This is a genomic window from Micromonospora aurantiaca ATCC 27029 (genome assembly GCF_000145235.1).
GTDB classification, from domain to species: Bacteria; Actinomycetota; Actinomycetes; order Mycobacteriales; family Micromonosporaceae; genus Micromonospora; species Micromonospora aurantiaca.
Window position 1 is genome coordinate 5,551,310 of the sequence record NC_014391.1, and the last position, 16,861, is coordinate 5,568,170.

The window sequence follows — 16,861 nt, forward strand, 5'->3', positions numbered from 1 at the left end:
TCCGGGGCGGGTCGGCCCTGCCTGGCTCAGTCCGCGGTGCCGAGGTCGCGGAACACGGCGAGCGCGCCCGGGTCGTCGATGGTCGCCGGGACCGGTTCGTCGCGCCCCTCCACCAGGCCCCGCATGGTGCGGCGCAGGATCTTCCCGGAGCGGGTCTTCGGCAGCGCCGGGACCACTGTCACCCGGCGGAACGCAGCCACCGGGCCGATCCGCTGCCGGACCAGCGCGACCAACTCGGCGGCGAGCGCGTCCGGGTCCACGTCGGCGCCGGCCTTGAGCACCACGTACCCGCTGGGCACCTGCCCCTTCAGCGCGTCGGCGACGCCGATCACCGCGCACTCGGCCACCGCCGGGTGCGTCGCCAGAACCTCCTCCATCGCGCCTGTGGACAGGCGGTGCCCGGCCACGTTGATGACGTCGTCGGTGCGGCCCATCACGTACAGGTAGCCGTCCTCGTCGAACCGGCCGCCGTCGCCGGTCAGGTAGTGACCCGGGAACGTGGACAGGTAGGAGCGGACGAACCGCTCGTCGTCACCCCAGAGCGTGGGCAGACAGCCGGGCGGCAGCGGCAGCCGGATCACGATCGAGCCGTCCGTGCCGGGCGGCACGTCCCGGCCCGCACCATCGACCACGCGCACGTCGTAGCCGGGCACCGGCACCGACGGCGACCCCGGCTTGATCGGCAGCGGCTCCAGGCCGCGCGGGTTGGCCGCCACCGGCCAGCCGGTCTCCGTCTGCCACCAGTTGTCGACCACCGGTACGCCGAGCCGCTCCCCCGCCCAGGCCCAGGTGTCCGGGTCCAGCCGCTCACCGGCGAGGAAGAGGGTACGCAGCGCACTCAGGTCGTACCGGGAGATGTGGCTGCCGTCCGGGTCCTGCCGGCGGATCGCCCGGATCGCGGTGGGCGCGGTGAACAGGGCGGCCACCCGGTGCTCGGCGGCGACCCGCCAGAACGCCCCGGCGTCGGGAGTGCCGACCGGCTTGCCCTCGTAGAGCACGGTGGTCGCGCCGGTGAGCAGCGGCGCGTACACGATGTAGGAGTGGCCGACCACCCAGCCCACGTCCGAGGCGGCCCAGAAGACCTCGCCCGGCTCGATGCCGTAGACGTTGCGCATCGACCACCGCAGCGCCACCGCGTGCCCGCCGTTGTCCCGCACCACGCCCTTGGGACGGCCCGTGGTGCCGGAGGTGTAGAGGACGTAGAGCGGGTCGGTGGCGGCCACCGGCTCGCACGGCGCCGGTTCCGCGTCCGCCATCACCTCGGCCCAGGTCAGGTCGCGGCCGGGCACCAGCGGGGCCGGCTCCTGCGGGCGCTGCACCACCACGCAGCGCTCCGGCGCGTGCGCGGCCTCGTCGAGCGCGGCGGCGAGGATCGGGTGGTACGGCACCACCCGGTCGGCCTCGATGCCGCAGGAGGTCGCCACCACCACCTTCGGCCGCGCGTCGTCGATCCGGACGGCCAGCTCGTGCGCGGCGAAGCCGCCGAAGACCACCGAGTGCACCGCGCCGATCCGGGCGCAGGCCAGCATGGCGATCACCGCCTCCGGGACCATCGCCAGGTAGAGCAGCACCCGGTCGCCCCGGCCGACGCCGAGACGGCGCAGCGCACCGGCGAACCGGGCCGTCTCGGCGAGCAGTTCGGCGTAGGTGAGGGTACGTACCGTGCCGGTCACCGGGCTGTCGTGGATCACCGCGGGCTGGTCGCCACGCCCGGCGGCGACGTGCCGGTCCAGCGCGTTGTGGCAGGTGTTCAGCACCCCGTCGGGGAACCAGCGGTACAGCGGCGCCGCCGAGTCGTCGAGGATGCGCTCCGGCGGGATGACCCAGTCGATGTCGGCCGCCGCGTCCCGCCAGAAGCCGGCCGGGTCGGCGATGCTCCGCTCGTACGCTGATCGATACGCGCCCATGCCGTCATGCTGCGCCGCCGCGCCACGCCGGCACGACGGCCGGACGGGTCCGGTGCGCCGGAAGCACGCCCCGGCTCGCTGAACGGCCGCTCACGGCGGTGGGCGGTACCCGTCGCCTGTCGTTCCGGCGGCCCGGGCGTCGAGGACCCGGCGGCCCGGGTCGCGTCGCCGAAGGCCGACGAGCAGCGGCGACGGCTCAGCCCAACGGGCGACGGATGAAGCCCGCGGGGCGGGGTAAGGCAGCACGGTCCTGGTGGAGCGACGACCGGTGTCGCGGCGTACCGCGGCCGGGCACGCGGGCGGGCGGCGCGAATGCCGCCCGCCCGCGCATCCCGGGGCCGACCCGGGCAAACCGAGTTTGATCAATGACGGGCATCGACTAGCGTGCCCAGACGTGAAAACGAACCGGATCTTCCCGATCCTCCTGACCTGTGCCGTGCTGGGCCTCGCCGCGTGCGGCGACGAGAAGCCCTCGACCACGGCCGGGCCGGCAGCCACCTCGGCCTCCGCCGCACCCTCCTCGGCGGCCCCCTCGCCGTCGGCGGCCGCGATGAGCGACAAGGAACTCTGCACCGCCGCAGAGAAGATCAACAAGGACATGCGGGCGAAGCTCATGACCGTGGTGCAGGCGGGCGGCGACCTGACGAAGAAGACCGGCGCGATCCTGACCGAACTCGGTGACCGGGTGACCGAGCTCGCCGCGACCGCCGGCGACGGCAAGGCGGCCACCGCCCTGAAGGAGTTCGGCGCGGAGGCCGGCAAGGCGGGCGCGGCCGCCGACCCGGGCACCGCCGCCGACAACCCCGCCATGGAGAAGGCCAGCAAGGACATCAACGCCGCCTGCCAGACGGCCGGCGCGCCGACCACCTTCTGACACCGACGCCCCGGGTCGTCCGTCCGGCGCGTACCGGACGGACGACCTGTCGGCTCAGTTGCCGGTCACCCAGTTCCAGGCGGAGACCACCCACTCGGTCTGCTGGAGATACGCCACACCGACGCCGACCAGGAACAACGCGGTGACCAGGTGGGCGCCCCGGGCGCTGCGGCGCACCCGGCCGAACTGCCGCTCCAGGATCAGCCGGCCGAGCAGCCGGGCCAGCGCGAACAGGCCGACCGCGGTGAGCAGGCTGAGCACGAACGTCAGCAGCGGGGCGACCAGGTTGCCCCGGCCGGAGATCGCCCAGATGCCCCAGCACACGAACGCGAACAGCGCGCCCGCAGCGCTCAGCTCCCCGCCCTTGCGCGCCTGGGCCAGGTGCCAGCTCATCGGCCGGCGGGGCGCCGGCTCCGCCGCCCAGTCGCCGTGCTCGACGGTGGGGAACTGCTCGGTACGGGGCGTACGCGACGGGCGCGGCTGACCGACCGCCGCCACCCCGCGCTGGAACGCGTCCCGCTGCGGGGGCACCACCCCCGGCTGGGGCGGCACCTCCACGGTGCGCTCGGCCCACGGCTGTGTCTGGTCCGCCATCTTCGTCCTCCCCCTCGACCGATTCCGGCCTCGGTTCCGAGGGTAGCCAGCCCGCAAATAGGGTGCCGACCCCCATCGCGGTGCGATACACACGTGCCGTGACTGACGTGGTGGTATCCCGGGCCGAGGACTTCGACGACATCGCGGCGCTGCTGGCGCTGGCCTTCCACGGCGATCTCGACCCCGAGGTGCAGGCGCTCGAACGCCCGATCTTCGAGCCGGACCGGTCGCTGCTGGTCCGCGACGGCGGCACGGCGGTGGCGCACGCCGCCGCGTTCAGCCGCGACCTCGCGGTGCCCGGCGCGGACCTGCCGGCCGCGCACGTGACGATGGTCGCGGTCGCGCCGACGCACCGGCGGCGCGGCCTGCTCACCACACTGATGCGGCGCCAGCTGCGGGACGTCCGCGACGCCGGCCGCGAGCCGATCGCGGTGCTCTGGGCCAGCGAGGGCCGCATCTACCCCCGCTTCGGCTACGGGTCCGCGGCCCCGCGCTACGTGCTGTCGGTGGACACCACCGGCCTGCGGTTGCCCGCACCGGCGCCCGCCGAGGGCAGGCTGCGACTGGACCGTCCGGACGCGCACCGCGACGAGCTGGCCCGGCTGTACGAGCGGGTCCGCACCGAGCGTCCCGGCTGGTCCCGGCGCGACGACCGCTGGTGGTCGTACGTCCTGGCGGACCTCAAGGCGCACCGGGGCGGCGCCACCGAGCGCCGGGTGCTGCTGCACGAGGGCGCCGAGGGCCTCGACGGGTACGCGCTCTACCGGACGAAGGACAGCTCGTCGGCCACCGGGCCGCAGGCCGAGGTGCAGGTCGGCGAGGTGGTGGCGGCGACGCCCGAGGCGTACACGGCGCTGTGGCGGCTGCTGCTCTCGGTCGACCTGACCCGCCGGCTGTCGTTCCCGATCGCGGCCCTGGACGAGCCGTTGCTGCGGCTGGTGGACGAGCCCCGCCAGCTCTCCCCGCAGCTCGCCGACGCGCTCTGGGTACGGGTGGTGGACGTGCCGGCCGCGCTCGCCGCCCGGCGCTACGCCACGGACGTCGACGTGGTGATCGAGGTCACCGACGAGCTGCTGAAGGAGAACACCGGCCGCTGGCGGCTGGTCGGCGGACGCGACGGCGCGCAGTGCACGCCCACCACCGCCCCGGCCCGACTGGCGTGTGACGTACGCGCTCTCGGCGAGCTGTACCTCGGCGGCGCGAACCCGTACGCGCTGGCCGCCGCCGGCCGCGTCCGGGAGCTGATCCCGCACACGCTGGCCGCGCTGACACCCGCCTTCACCTGGCACCGCACCCCCTCCCCCATGGAGGTCTTCTAGCCCTCACCCCCGCCCCCCGCCCCACTCCGCGCGGCCCGACCCCGGCCCGGCCCGACCCCGGCCCGGCCCGGCCCGGCGATCATGAAGCTAGCGGCGCAAACCGTCCGGTTTGTCCCGGCTAACTTCATGATCGTGCGGCGGGCGGGAGCAGGGAGCGCTGGCAGCAGCGGGCCCCGCACACCCGTCGGGGAAACCGTTTGTGATCGTCGGCGCCCGCCTCGTCGACCTTGGAGTTGTGGCACCTCGCATACCTCGCTCACGGGGCACTCCGGGCACCACAACTCCATGATCGGCGGAGGCTGGCTGGATCGGGCACGCCGGGGAGCGTGTGCGGGGAAGCGCGGGGTACGAGCGGCGCGCGGGTGGCCATGGGGACGGTACGGTCGGGGGATGGGTGAGGCGGAGCGACGGCGACGGCGGCTGCGGCATCACGGCGAGGCCGCCCCGCCGACGGAGACCGCCGGAACCGGTGCCGGTACCGGTGCCGACGGCACGGGCACCGGCGGCACCACTGCCAGTACGACACCGGTACACGACGACGTGGCACCGCGTCCCGTGCGCGGCGGCCGACCGGGCGAGCCGGAGCCCCGGGGACGCCGCGCCGCCGCGCCCGCCGAGGAGGGCGAGCGCGGGCTGCGCGGGCTGGTCGGCTCCGGTTCGTCGCAGGTGAGCGTGACCGCCGCGCTGCGGGCACGGGACGCCGCCCGCCCCACCGAGGACGACCTCGCCGAGGCCGAACAGCGCGTGGTGCTCATCCGCCGCAACTGGGTGCCGCGCGAGGAACTGCCCCGCAACGGGCGGTGAGCCGGAGGCGTCCGCTCAGGCGGGCAGCTCGGGCAGGCGGCGGCTCTGCTCGTAGGCGGCCACCTGCTCGATGCGCCGGCTGTGCCGGGGGTTGCCGGAGAACGGCGTGGTGAGGAACGCCTCGACGAGCGCTGTGGCCTCGTCCAGCGTGTGCTGCCGGGCGCCGATGGCGACGACGTTCGCGTCGTTGTGCTCGCGGGCCAGCTGGGCGGTGTCGACGTTCCAGGCGAGCGCCGCCCGGACGCCCGCGACCTTGTTCGAGGCGATCTGCTCGCCGTTGCCGGAGCCACCGATCACCACGCCGAGGCTGCCCGGGTCGCCGACCACCCGGTCACCGGTGTGCAGGCAGAACGCCGGGTAGTCGTCGTCCGGGTCGAAGACGTGCGGTCCCACGTCGACCACCTCGTAGCCCTGCTTGGCCAGGTGGTTGGCGAGGTGCACCTTCAACTCGAAACCAGCGTGGTCGGATCCCAGGTAGACGCGCATACCGCGCAGTCTGACAGGCCCGCCTCCGGGCCGGCGCGCGGGCGGCGACCCGGAGGCGGATTCGTCACACGGTCAGTGCGGCAGCTCGGCCACGACCAGGCCGGCCCGCGCCTTCGGGGTGAACCAGGTGCTCTTGCGCGGCATCTTCTCCCGGGCCAGGTTCACCGCGACGAAGTCGTCGACAGTCACCGGCGCGACGAGCACCGCCAGCTCGGCCCGGCCGGCGTCGACCTCACCGACGAGCCAGCTCGCCGGGTAGTCGCCGCCCACGTACGTGATCCGCTTGTCGCCCGGGTCGAGGCCCAGCGCGTCGCGCAGCAGCAGGCGCTCGACGAGCGCGTGGTCGAGGTTCTCCAGCCGGGCGGCGCCGACGTGCGGCAGCGTCACCGCGTACCCCCGGCCGCCGAGGTAGAGGTGCACGACGCCGCCGGTGGCCGGCACGTCGACCGGCCCGTCCACCGGGGTGACCTCCGCGCCCGCCGCGCGCAGCCGGTCGAGCAGCTCGTCCGGCGTGGTGGTCAGCTCGCTGACCAGCCGGTTGTAGGGCTGGATGGCGACCGACGCGGGCGTGGTGATCACCGACAGGAAGCGCGGGAAACCGCCGGTCTGCGCGGCCAGGCTGCGGTGGTTGCCGTCCGCGACCACCAACTCCCCGCCGCCGGCCAGCGCGGTCAGCTCGTCCTGCGCCGGACCCGGGCCGAGCAGCCAGATCGCGTGCGTCCGGCCGGACTGGTCGACGTCCGTCGCGGCGGGCGCGCCGGCCGCGTCGGTCGCCGCCGCGAGCGCGGCGTGCAGCTCGTCGCCCCTACCGGTCTGGAGCAGGAGTACGGGCGAGAGCAGGTGACTGAGCGCCTCGGCCAGCGCGACGCGCTCGCGCACCTTGGCGATGAACACGTCCTCGTTGCGGATCACCAGGCCAGGCTCGTCGGCGCGGGTGGAGATCTGGTCGGTGTCGACCATGGCCCACAGCCCGTACGCGCTCTCCTCGCCCGGCGCGCTGATCCGGTAGAGCACCACCACCTGCTCGGCGGGCGTATAGCTGCCGTCCGCCTTCGCCTCGGCCAGGCGCGCCACCGCGTCCGGCAGCGCGTCGAGGAAGGACTTCCCGAGGCTGCCGGGCGCCCGGTGGGGCATCTCGATGCCCAGGGCGCTGTGCGGATTCGCCTCGACGATGGAGGTGATCTCCGCGTCGTCGGCGAACTCGTCGTAGTTCTGCGCGCCGGTGCCGCCAGTGGTGATCCAGGCCCGGGTGATCGGATGCACGACCGTCATGTCCGCTGACGCTACCCGGGCCCCGATCGGCGCCGCCGCCGGACTCACCCGCTTACCACCAGGTGAAAGGAAGGGCCCCCTCTTAACGCCTCCGGTAGAGGAAGGGCCCCTTCTTAACGCCGGGAAGGGCAGCTCAGGCGGTGGAGTTGCGGTGCCGGCCCGGCGTCGGGCGGCGGGTCGCCGGGGCGGGGCGGGAGCCGGCGTTGAGGCGTACCGTCGTCGCCCCCGCGGCGGCCGGGTGGGCGGCGGCGCCGGGCCGCGACGGCGCGCGGCCGGGGCGGCCGGTCTCGCCCGGCGGTGTCATCCGCGAGGTGGCCACCACCCGGGCCACGCCGACCACGATCGGCGGGGCCAGCAGGTCGGCCACCTCGGCCGGGCCGGCCGGCCAGTGGCTCTCGGTCACCGACCAGTACGTCGCACCGGAGTCCTCGGTCGCCTGCCGCGGCGCGTCGTCGGACATGTGGCGGTGCTTGGCCATGGGAACGCCTCCAGGAGCTGCCGTGTTGCGGCCCCGCGGGCCGTCGGCTGGGACACCCGGTGAAACGAGCCCCGCACCGGCCCGGTGACGGGCGGGTGCGGGGCTCGGGGCGTGCTGCCGGTGTTAAGAAGGGGCCCTTCCTCTACCGGAGGCGTTAAGAAGGGGCCCTTCCTTACCCCTCAGTCGAAGATGGGGCCCTGCTCCCGGGTGCGCTTCAGCTCGTAGAAGCCGGGGGTGCCGGCGACGAGCAGCACGCCGTCCCAGAGGCGGCCGGCCGCCTCGCCCTTCGGCGCCGGGGTGATCACCGGGCCGAAGAAGGCGACCTGCCCGCCGTCCGGACCCGGGGCGTGGATCACCGGGGTGCCCACGTCGGTGCCGACCGGCCGCATGCCCGCCTCGTGGCTGGCCCGCAGCGCCTCGTCGTACTGGGTGGACTCGGCCGCGTCGGCGAGCGCCGGGTCCAGGCCCACCTCGGTGAGCGCGCCCACCAGCATGTCCCGGCCCAGGCCCTCCTTGCCGAGGTGGATCCGGTTGCCCATCGCGGTGTAGAGCTTCGCCAGCGCCTCGGCGCCGTGCGCCTGCTCGACGGCGATGCACACCCGCACCGGGCCCCAGCCGTCGCGCATCAGGTCCCGGTACTCCTCCGGCAGCTCCCGGCCGTCGTTGAGCACGGACAGGCTCATCACGTGGAACCGGATGTCCACATCCCGGACCTGCTCGACCTCCAGCAGCCAACGGGAGGTGATCCACGCCCACGGGCACAGCGGGTCGAACCACATGTCCGCGGTGACACGTTCGGTCACGGTGTTTTCCCTTCACGGCATCGTCGCGCCGGGGACCCGGCGCGGTCACCTCCGATCCTCACCCCGTACCCCGTCGACCGGTACCGGAATGAGAGCGTGACCTCGACCACCGGGAGCGGTCCGTGCATGGAAGACTCGGTTCTCGACGGGCCGTCACGAGCGGCCGGGCAGAACCGGCGCCGCGGGGCGCGGCGAGACGAGTGGGATGGAGACGAACAGTGCCGGGAGTGCGCAACCTGACCCAGGTCGAGGCGACGGAGCGGGCCCGCCTGCTCGAGGTGACCGGGTACGACATCAGCCTTGACCTGTCGACCGCGGTGCAGCCCACCGGTCGCACGTTCCGCTCGGTGACCGAGGTCCGGTTCCGCTGCGCCGAACCGGGGGCGACCACGTTCATCGAGACAGCCGCCGAATCGGTGCGGTCGGCCACACTCAACGGCGAGCCGGTGGACCTGTCCGGCTGGTCCGCCGAGAAGGGACTCACGCTCAGCGGCCTGGCCGCCGAGAACGTGCTGGTGGTCGACGCCGACTTCGGCTACTCCAACAGCGGGCAGGGTCTGCACCGGACCGTCGACCCGGTGGACGGCGAGACCTACCTCTACAGCCAGTTCGAGACCGCCGACGCGCAGAAGGTCTACGCCTGCTTCGACCAGCCCGACCTGAAGAGCGTCTACACCTGGCACGCCACCGTCCCGGACCACTGGCGGGTCGTGTCGAACATGCCGGTGGCCCGCGAGGAGGCCGCCGGTGAGGGCCTGAAGACGGTGCACTTCACCGTGTCGGAGCGGATGAGCACCTACATCACCGCGCTCTGCGCCGGGCCGTACCACGAGGTGCGGCGCACCCACGACGGCATCGACATGGGCTACTTCTGCCGGGCCAGCATGGCCCCGCACATGGACGCCGATGACCTGCACCTGATCACCACGCAGGGCTTCGACTTCTTCCAGGAGAAGTTCGGGGTGCGCTACCCGCTGCCCAAGTACGACCAGCTCTGGGTGCCGGACTTCAACGCCGGCGCGATGGAGAACTTCGGCTGCGTCACGCACGCCGAGTCGCACTACATCTTCCGCTCGCAGGTCACCGACTTCGAGTACGAGCAGCGCGCCAACACGATCCTGCACGAGCTGGCGCACATGTGGTTCGGTGACCTGGTCACCATGCGCTGGTGGAACGACCTGTGGCTCAACGAGTCGTTCGCCGAGTGGGCCAGCCACTGGTGCAACACGCACGCCACCCGCTTCACCGACGCCTGGACCACGTTCCTGTCGATCCGCAAGAACTGGGGTTACCGGCAGGACCAGCTCTCCTCCACCCACCCGGTCTACTGCGAGATGCCGGACCTGGAAGCCGTCGAGGTCAACTTCGACGGCATCACGTACGCCAAGGGCGCGAGCGTGCTCAAGCAGCTCGTCGCGTACGTGGGCGAGGAGCCGTTCCTGGCCGGCCTGCGCGCCTACTTCGGCAAGTACGCCTGGGGCAACGCCACCTTCGACGACCTGCTGTCCGAACTGGAGGCGGCCTCCGGCCGGGAGCTGCGCAAGTTCGCCGCCCAGTGGCTGGAGACCGCGCAGGTCAACACGTTGCGCCCGGAGGTGACCATCGGCGCCGACGGCACGTACGAGCGGGTGGTGGTCCGGCAGGAGGCGCCGTCGGCCTACCCGACGCTGCGTACCCACCGCATCGGCGTCGGCCTGTACGACCTGACCGACGGCCGGCTGGTGCGCCGCGAGCTGATCGAGACGGACGTGACCGGCGAGCTGACCGAGCTGTCCGAGCTGCACGGCAAGCCGGCCGCCGACGTGCTGCTGCTCAACGACGAGGACCTCACGTACGCCAAGCTGCGGCTGGACGAGCGGTCGATGGCCACTGTGGTGCAGCACATCGCCGGCTTCGACTCGTCGCTGGCCCGGGCGCTGTGCTGGACCGCCGCCTGGGACATGACCCGCGACGCCGAGCTGTCGGCCCGCGACTACGTGGCGCTGGTGCTGGCCGGGCTGACCGCCGAGACCGACATCAACCTGGTGACGGCCACGCTGCGGCAGGCGACCACGGCGCTCACCTTCTACGCCGACCCGGCGTGGGCGCCGACCGGCTGGGCCGACCTGGCCCGTACCGCGCGGACCGCGCTCGCGGCGGCCGAGCCGGGGAGCGGCTTCCAGCTCGCCTGGGCCCGGTCGTACGCCTCGTCGGCCCGCTCCGGTGAGGACCTGGCCACGCTGCGCGGCTGGCTGGACGGCAACGGGGTGCCGGAGGGGCTGACCGTCGACACGGAGCTGCGCTGGACGGTGCTCCAGTCGCTGGTCGCCAACGGCGCGGCCGGTGCCGCCGACGTGGACGCGGAGCTGGCCGGCGACCGTACCGCCAGCGGCGAGCGGGAGGCCGCGTACGCGCACGCGCTGGTGCCGACTGTCGAGAACAAGGCCGCGGTGTGGGCGCTGCTCACCGGCCCGGACGCGCTGCCCAACTGGCGCAACCGGGCGCTGTTGCAGGGCTTCACCCACGCGGCGCAGGTCGAGCTGACCGCGCCCTACCGGGAGCGGTACTTCGCCACGGTGGACCAGGTGTGGGCGCAGCGCGACAGCGAGCCGGCGCAGGAGTTCGTGCAGCTCGCCTACCCGGCGCACCTGGTCGAGGAGGACACCGTCGCGGCCACCGACGCGTGGCTGGCCCAGGACGGCCGGCCGGCGTCGCTGCGGCGGCTGGTCGCCGAGGGCCGCGACGGCGTGGTCCGCGCGCTGAAGGCCCGGGAGCGGGACGCGCGCAGCGCCTGAGTGAGGCACGTCGGCCGGGGCCGGCGCGGGTGGCAGTCCGCGCCGGCCCCGGCCGTTGTCGTGGGCCAGCCCCGCTGACACGAGAAAGCCCGGCCCACGCGTACGCGGGGCCGGGCTTCGTCGTGTGTGCGGGCGGGGATCAGCCCTTGCCGGCGTGGCTGGCGAGCTGGTCGAGGCCCTGGATGATGCCGCCGGCCAGGTCGCCGCCGCCGAAGGAGGCCACCATGGAGAGCGCGGCCAGCTTGGCGTACGTGTCCGGGATGCGCTTGCGCGCGTACTTGCCGGTGACGATCTCCAGCTGCCGCTGGTTGGGCGACACCGCGATCAGCACCGAGCGGTCCGGGTCGGCGAGCTGGCGGTGCAGCCGCTCGGCGTGCTCCCGGATCGGCTCGTCGAGGCCGCCGACGTAGACCGAGAAGACCAGACCGGTGCCCTGGTCGGCGAGGCGCAGGGCCTCGTCGATGCGGAGCAGCTGACGGGTCGAGAACGGTCCGTCCAGCACCTCGGGCGGGGTGCCCGTCCCCGTCGTGGGCCGCGCTTCACCAACGGTCACTTGCGCCTCCGGTTCCACCGGCCGGCGCCTCCCGGCCGGCCTGCTCCTGCTTGCGGCTGGTCAACGCCGGCGCCTGCGCCCCGGCGGCCAGCGCCGTGCCGGCCGAGTCGGCCAGCTGCTCCGGACGGCCCAGGAACCAGACCGGAGTGAAGTCGAAGGGCCGGCCCGGCCGGTAGCGCTTGGCGCCGCCACCGTTGCCGCGGCTGCCGACGGCCGCCAGGGCGGCGATCAGCAGCACCGCGGCGGCCGGGATGCCGACGAAGACCACCAACGTCTCGGTAACAGACAATCCCAACGCCCCCAGGCGGAAAGAGAGACCAGGAATGGTGCGGGTCGGCCGGTCAGGACCGGTCGCGCCCCACGTCACTTGTGATGTTCACGTTAGCGGAGTCGGCGGCCCGCCAGATTGCGGGGTGCTGATCCCATCCGTCACTCCGGTACTCCAGTTGCGCGGCAGTGGCGAGCAGTGTCGCGTCGTCGCCGTACCGGCCGGTGAGGAGCACCCCGACCGGAAGCCCGTCGGTGGTCCGCCCGAGAGGTAACGAAACGGACGGATCGCCCGTGACGTTGAAGACCGCGCAGTACGGCGAGAAGCGCCGCTGCCGGTCGAAGTCCTCTGCCGGTTCGAGGGCGGCGAACGCGCCCACCGGCGCCTGCGGGGCCGCGAGCGTCGGGCAGAGCAGCAGGTCACACCCGGCGGTACGGCGTACGCCACGGCGTACCTGCGCCTGGAGTTCGCCGAGCGCGGCCATCAGCCGGGCCGCGCCGAGCGCCTCGCCGCGCTCGCGCAGGTAACGGGTCAGTGGCAGCAGGTCGCCCTCCCGCCCGGCCGGGACGGGGGCGACAGCCAGCGCGTACCAGACGGTCTCGAACAGCGGCCACGCCTCGGGGCCGAGCGGCGCGGGGACGTCGACCACCTCGTGGCCGGCGTCGGTGAGCAGCGCGGCGGCCCGGTCGACGGCGGCCACGCAGTCCGGGTGGACCGGTTCGTCGGCGAGCATCGGCGTGGTGAAGCGGCCGACGCGCAGCCGGCCGGGGCCGGTGACGCGGGCGGCGCGGGTGACGCCGAGGTAGCCGCCGGCGGGCGCGGCCGGCGGCAGGTACGGCTCGCCGGGCACCGGGCGGGCGAGCACGCCGAGCAGCGCGGCCACGTCGGCGACGGTGCGGCCGATCGGCCCGTTCACCGGCAGCCCGAAGTCGCCGAAGCCGAGCGGCCCGCCGGAGACCATGCCCCGGCTGGGTTTGTAGCCGACCAGGCCGCAGAGCGCGGCCGGGATGCGCAGCGAGCCGCCGCCGTCGGAGCCCTGAGCCACCGGCACCAGCCCGGCGGCGACCGCGGCTGCCGCGCCGCCGCTGGACCCGCCCGCGGTGTACGCGAGGTCCCACGGGTTTCGGGCCGGCGGCGCCACCAGCCCTTCCGAGTAGAGCGAGCAGCCGAGTTCGGAGGTGGTGGTCTTGCCGAGGCTGACCAGGCCGGCGTCGGCCAGGAGGCGGACCACGTCGGCGTCGACGGGTGGGACGAAGTCGGCGAAGGCCGCGGAGCCGAAGGTGGTGCGGACCCCGGCGGTGAGCGTGAGGTCCTTGATCGCGGTCGGCACCCCGTGCAGCGGGCCGCGCCCCTCGGCCGAGAGCGCGTCGGCGGCACGGGCGGCGCTCCGGGCCTGCTCGGCGGTGACTGTGACGAACGCGCCGACGGTGTCGCCGAGCCCTTCGACCCGGCGCAGGTGGTGCTCGACCAGTTCCAGGCTGGACAGCTCGCCCCGGCGGATCGCGGCGGCCTGCTCCAGCGCGGTCAGGTCGTGCGGCTCGGCCATGCCGTCCATCCTGCCGGTCCGGCGGCCGGGAGGCCGGGCGACACGTCCGGCGGCAGGTCCATATGCGGGTGATCCGGCCGGCGGCGGCCGGTCCATATGCGGGTGACATGACCGGTTCGGGATGGTCCGCCGGGCGGGCGTGACGCGCAGGATGTGTAGATCGACGCGAGTCGATCGAAGGCCGCCCCCACCACCCCGAGGAGCACGCCGTGCACCACGCACCCGGCACACCGGACCGCCCGTCCCGGCTTCCGCGCGCCCTGCGCCCCCTGCTCGCCCTCGCCCTGACCGCCGCCGGCCTCGCCGCCCTGCCGGTGACCCCGGCCGGCGCCGGTGACGGCGGGCCGGCGGCAGCGCTGGCCGCGAACCCCTACGAGCGCGGCCCCGCGCCCACCACCGCCTCCATCGAGGCCACCCGGGGCCCGTTCGCGACCGCCCAGACCACCGTCTCCGCATCGAGCGTCAGCGGCTTCCGCGGTGGCACGATCTACTACCCGACCAGCACCGCCGAGGGCACGTTCGGCGCGGTCGCGATCTCCCCCGGCTTCACCGCCGGCCAGTCGGCAGTCTCCTGGCTCGGGCCGCGGCTGGCCTCGCAGGGCTTCGTGGTCATCACCATCGACACCCTCTCCGTCTACGACCAGCCGGCCAGCCGCGGCACCCAGCTCCTGGCCGCCCTGGACTACCTGACCAACACCAGCGCGGTACGTACCCGCATCGACCGCAACCGGCTCGCCGTGATGGGGCACTCGATGGGCGGCGGCGGCAGCCTGTCGGCGGCGAACGCCCGGCCCGCGCTCCAGGCGGCGATCCCGCTGACCGGCTGGCACACGACGAAGAACTGGTCGTCGGTACGCGTGCCGACGCTCGTCATCGGCGCCGAGAACGACTCGGTGGCACCGGTGTCGTCGCACTCGGAGCCGTTCTACACCAGCCTGCCGGCCACGCTGGACAAGGCGTACCTGGAGTTGAACGCGGCCAGCCACTCGGCGCCGACCTCGCCGAACGTGACAGTCGCGAAATACAGCATCTCGTGGCTCAAGCGGTTCGTCGACGACGACACCCGCTACGAGCAGTTCCTCTGCCCGGCGCCTCGCGGCACCGCGATCGAGGAGTACCGGGACACCTGCCCGCACTCCTGAGCCGTTCCGGGTGCGTCTGCCCTCGGCAGACGCACCCGGAGTTCGTCAGCGGCCGAGGAACCGCAGCGCGTTGCCACCGAGCAACGCGTCCCGCTGCGCGTCGGTGAGGAAGTCCGCCCGGTGCACCACCTGGCCGACCGGCCGCTCCCCCAGCGGGTACGGGTAGTCGCTGCCGAGCAGCACCCGCTCGGCGCCCATGGTGTCCACGAGCAGCCGCAGCGCGGCCGGCTCGAAGACCACCGAGTCGACGTGGAACCTGTCGACGTACGAGCTGGGCGGCGCGCTGGACGCGCCGCGCACCAGGTCTCCGCGGCGGTGCCAGGCGTTGTCGGCGCGGCCCAGCCAGAACGGGAAGCTGCCGCCGCCGTGCGCGAAGCAGATCCGCAGCGTGTCCGGCACCCGGTCGAACACGCCGCCGAGGATCAGCGCGAGCACCGACAGGTGCGTCTCGGCCGGCATCCCGGTCAGCCAGCGGGCCATCCAGCGGTCCAGCCGGGGGCCGCCGGGCATGTCCCACGGGTGCACGAACACCGGCGCGCCGACCTCGGCGCAGTGGGTCAGGAACTGCACGATGCCCTCGTCGTCCAGGTCCCGGTCGCCGACGTGGTTGCCGATCTCCACGCCGGCGTGCCCCGCCGACAGGCAGCGGTCCAGCTCGGCGCAGGCCGCGTCCGGGTCCTGCAACGGCACCTGGCAGAACGGCACCAGCCGGCCGTTGCCGGCCGCTGTGACCTCCAGCGTGAGGTCGTTGAAGATCCGGGCCACCTTGACCGCCTGGTCAGCCGGTCGGTCGTAGCTGAAGAACACCGGGGTGGGCGAGACGACCTGCACGTCCACGCCGTCGGCCTCCATGTCGGCCAGCCGGGTCGGCGCGTCCCAGCACTGCGCGCCGATCGGGCGGAACTCCGTCTCCCCCACCATGATCATGGCGGCGCGCTCGGAGTCCACCCGCAGCCAGGGCCAGCCGGACCCGCCGCACGCCGCGGCGAGGTCCGGCCACCCCTTCGGTACGACGTGCGTGTGCACGTCCACGACCGGCACGCGTCAGCCCTTGCCCGGGTGCAGCGCGCCGCAGTTGTCGCAGGTACGGGCCTTCTCGTCGGCGTAGAAGGCGGCGAAGACCGGGGGCAGGTCGGCGGCGATGTCGCGGACCTGCAACTCCACCTCGTGCACCTTGTGGTGGCACTCGCCGCAGTACCACTGGAACTTCTCCAGCGTGCCCTCCTCGCGGACCCGCTCGATCACCATGCCGATCGAGCCGGCCTCGGGACGCTGCGGCGAGTGCGGCGTGTTGCGCGGCAGCATCCACATCTGCCCCTCGCGCACGTGCACCGTACGCGGGCCCTCGGGCAGCATCAGGTTGATGTGCATGTTGCCCTTGACCTGGTAGAAGAACTCCTCGTACGGGTCGACGTGGAAGTCCGTGCGCTGGTTCGGGCCGCCCACCACCATGACGATGAAGTCGTCGCTGCCGGGCAGCATCTCCTTGTTGCCCACCGGGGGCTTGAGCAGGTGCTGGTTCTCGCCGATCCAGCCGGAGAAGCTGAACGGCTCGGCGATCTCACTCATGGGAACCTCCCGACGGAAGTAGGGCGACGGCCTGCATCTCGATCAGCAGATGCGGATGCGGAAGCTGGTGCACGGCGACTGTGGTCCGGGTCGGCCCGGTGACGTCGAAGAACTCCGCCCACACCTCGTTGTAGCCGCCGAAGTCGTTCATGTTGACCAGGTAGCTGGTGACCTGCACCAGGTCGTTCAGGTCGGCGCCGACCGAGCGGAGCAGGTCGCGGATGTTCTCGACCACGGCCCGGGTCTGCTCCCGGATGTCCAGGTCGGTGGTGCCGAACTCGTCCACCGACACCCCGGCGAACGTGTTGTCCGGCCGGCGCGACGACGTACCGGAGACGTAGACGAACCCGCCGGCCACCTTGACGTGCGGGAACGCGCCCCGCGGCACGGCCTTCCCGGCCACCACCCGGGCGGTCACGGCAGAACCGCTTTCCGTTCGCGACTGCGGGGCTCGCAGACCCGGCTCACTCCT

General features: G+C 73.6%; 17 protein-coding genes. 5 read left to right on the forward strand and 12 right to left on the reverse strand.

The window, feature by feature from the left end:
* Positions 1-26: 26 nt before the first annotated feature.
* Positions 27-1,907, reverse strand: coding sequence for a propionyl-CoA synthetase (locus tag MICAU_RS24545; protein WP_013288043.1), 1,881 nt, complete (start codon positions 1,905-1,907; stop codon positions 27-29).
* Between the two features lie 394 nt (positions 1,908-2,301).
* On the opposite strand from MICAU_RS24545, the gene MICAU_RS24550 reads away from it, so the two are divergent.
* Entirely contained in the window at positions 2,302-2,781 is a 480-nt protein-coding gene (locus tag MICAU_RS24550; RefSeq protein ID WP_013288044.1) for a hypothetical protein, read from the forward strand.
* 54 nt (positions 2,782-2,835) lie between these two features.
* On the opposite strand, the gene MICAU_RS24555 is transcribed toward MICAU_RS24550, so the two are convergent.
* Complete coding sequence (locus MICAU_RS24555) at positions 2,836-3,375, reverse strand: hypothetical protein (RefSeq protein ID WP_013288045.1); 540 nt, start codon at positions 3,373-3,375, stop codon at positions 2,836-2,838.
* Between the two features lie 98 nt (positions 3,376-3,473).
* Between MICAU_RS24555 and MICAU_RS24560 the strand changes: the two genes are divergently transcribed.
* Entirely contained in the window at positions 3,474-4,694 is a 1,221-nt protein-coding gene (locus MICAU_RS24560; protein WP_030273319.1) for a GNAT family N-acetyltransferase, read from the forward strand.
* A gap of 390 nt (positions 4,695-5,084) precedes the next feature.
* Complete coding sequence (locus tag MICAU_RS24565) at positions 5,085-5,498, forward strand: hypothetical protein (RefSeq protein ID WP_013288047.1); 414 nt, start codon at positions 5,085-5,087, stop codon at positions 5,496-5,498.
* Between the two features lie 15 nt (positions 5,499-5,513).
* Here MICAU_RS24565 and MICAU_RS24570 read toward each other — a convergent pair whose 3' ends face one another.
* The 4 genes from MICAU_RS24570 to MICAU_RS24585 all read right to left on the reverse strand — a co-directional run bounded on the left by MICAU_RS24570 (position 5,514) and on the right by MICAU_RS24585 (position 8,537).
* Positions 5,514-5,984 (reverse strand): ribose-5-phosphate isomerase, encoded by a 471-nt coding sequence (locus tag MICAU_RS24570; RefSeq protein WP_013288048.1) that lies wholly within the window; start codon positions 5,982-5,984, stop codon positions 5,514-5,516.
* A gap of 72 nt (positions 5,985-6,056) precedes the next feature.
* Positions 6,057-7,256, reverse strand: a complete 1,200-nt coding sequence (locus tag MICAU_RS24575; protein ID WP_013288049.1) for a DUF1015 family protein — start codon at positions 7,254-7,256, stop codon at positions 6,057-6,059.
* A 133-nt stretch (positions 7,257-7,389) separates the two neighbouring features.
* On the reverse strand, positions 7,390-7,734 hold the full coding sequence (locus MICAU_RS24580; RefSeq protein ID WP_013288050.1) for a hypothetical protein: 345 nt from the start codon (positions 7,732-7,734) through the stop codon (positions 7,390-7,392).
* Positions 7,735-7,913: 179 nt separating this feature from the next.
* Positions 7,914-8,537 (reverse strand): mycothiol-dependent nitroreductase Rv2466c family protein, encoded by a 624-nt coding sequence (locus MICAU_RS24585; RefSeq protein WP_013288051.1) that lies wholly within the window; start codon positions 8,535-8,537, stop codon positions 7,914-7,916.
* A 227-nt stretch (positions 8,538-8,764) separates the two neighbouring features.
* On the opposite strand from MICAU_RS24585, the gene pepN reads away from it, so the two are divergent.
* On the forward strand, positions 8,765-11,311 hold the full coding sequence (gene pepN, locus MICAU_RS24590; RefSeq protein WP_030273313.1) for an aminopeptidase N: 2,547 nt from the start codon (positions 8,765-8,767) through the stop codon (positions 11,309-11,311).
* A gap of 139 nt (positions 11,312-11,450) precedes the next feature.
* Here the strand turns inward: pepN and MICAU_RS24595 are convergent, their stop codons facing one another.
* Genes MICAU_RS24595 through MICAU_RS24605 form a run of 3 tightly spaced genes read right to left on the reverse strand, consistent with a single transcriptional unit; the run spans position 11,451 to position 13,678 of the window.
* On the reverse strand, positions 11,451-11,864 hold the full coding sequence (locus MICAU_RS24595; RefSeq protein WP_013475476.1) for a DUF5130 family protein: 414 nt from the start codon (positions 11,862-11,864) through the stop codon (positions 11,451-11,453).
* Positions 11,851-12,159 carry an aa3-type cytochrome oxidase subunit CtaJ gene (gene ctaJ, locus MICAU_RS24600; RefSeq protein WP_013288054.1) on the reverse strand — a complete coding sequence of 103 codons (309 nt, stop codon included), beginning with the start codon at positions 12,157-12,159 and terminating at the stop codon, positions 11,851-11,853. Before ctaJ ends, MICAU_RS24595 begins: the two co-directional genes overlap by 14 nt.
* 46 nt (positions 12,160-12,205) lie before the next feature.
* Entirely contained in the window at positions 12,206-13,678 is a 1,473-nt protein-coding gene (locus tag MICAU_RS24605) for an amidase (RefSeq protein ID WP_013288055.1), read from the reverse strand.
* A 209-nt stretch (positions 13,679-13,887) separates the two neighbouring features.
* Between MICAU_RS24605 and MICAU_RS24610 the strand changes: the two genes are divergently transcribed.
* A complete protein-coding gene (locus MICAU_RS24610; RefSeq protein ID WP_013288056.1) occupies positions 13,888-14,820 on the forward strand; it encodes a poly(ethylene terephthalate) hydrolase family protein in 933 nt (310 codons plus the stop codon).
* A gap of 45 nt (positions 14,821-14,865) precedes the next feature.
* Here the strand turns inward: MICAU_RS24610 and MICAU_RS24615 are convergent, their stop codons facing one another.
* The 3 genes from MICAU_RS24615 to MICAU_RS24625 are packed head-to-tail and all read right to left on the reverse strand — an operon-like array spanning position 14,866 to position 16,807.
* Complete coding sequence (locus tag MICAU_RS24615; RefSeq protein ID WP_013288057.1) at positions 14,866-15,861, reverse strand: amidohydrolase family protein; 996 nt, start codon at positions 15,859-15,861, stop codon at positions 14,866-14,868.
* Between the two features lie 3 nt (positions 15,862-15,864).
* Complete coding sequence (locus MICAU_RS24620; RefSeq protein ID WP_013288058.1) at positions 15,865-16,389, reverse strand: 3-hydroxyanthranilate 3,4-dioxygenase; 525 nt, start codon at positions 16,387-16,389, stop codon at positions 15,865-15,867.
* Complete coding sequence (locus tag MICAU_RS24625; RefSeq protein WP_013288059.1) at positions 16,382-16,807, reverse strand: RidA family protein; 426 nt, start codon at positions 16,805-16,807, stop codon at positions 16,382-16,384. Before MICAU_RS24625 ends, MICAU_RS24620 begins: the two co-directional genes overlap by 8 nt.
* Between the last annotated feature and the right edge of the window lie 54 nt (positions 16,808-16,861).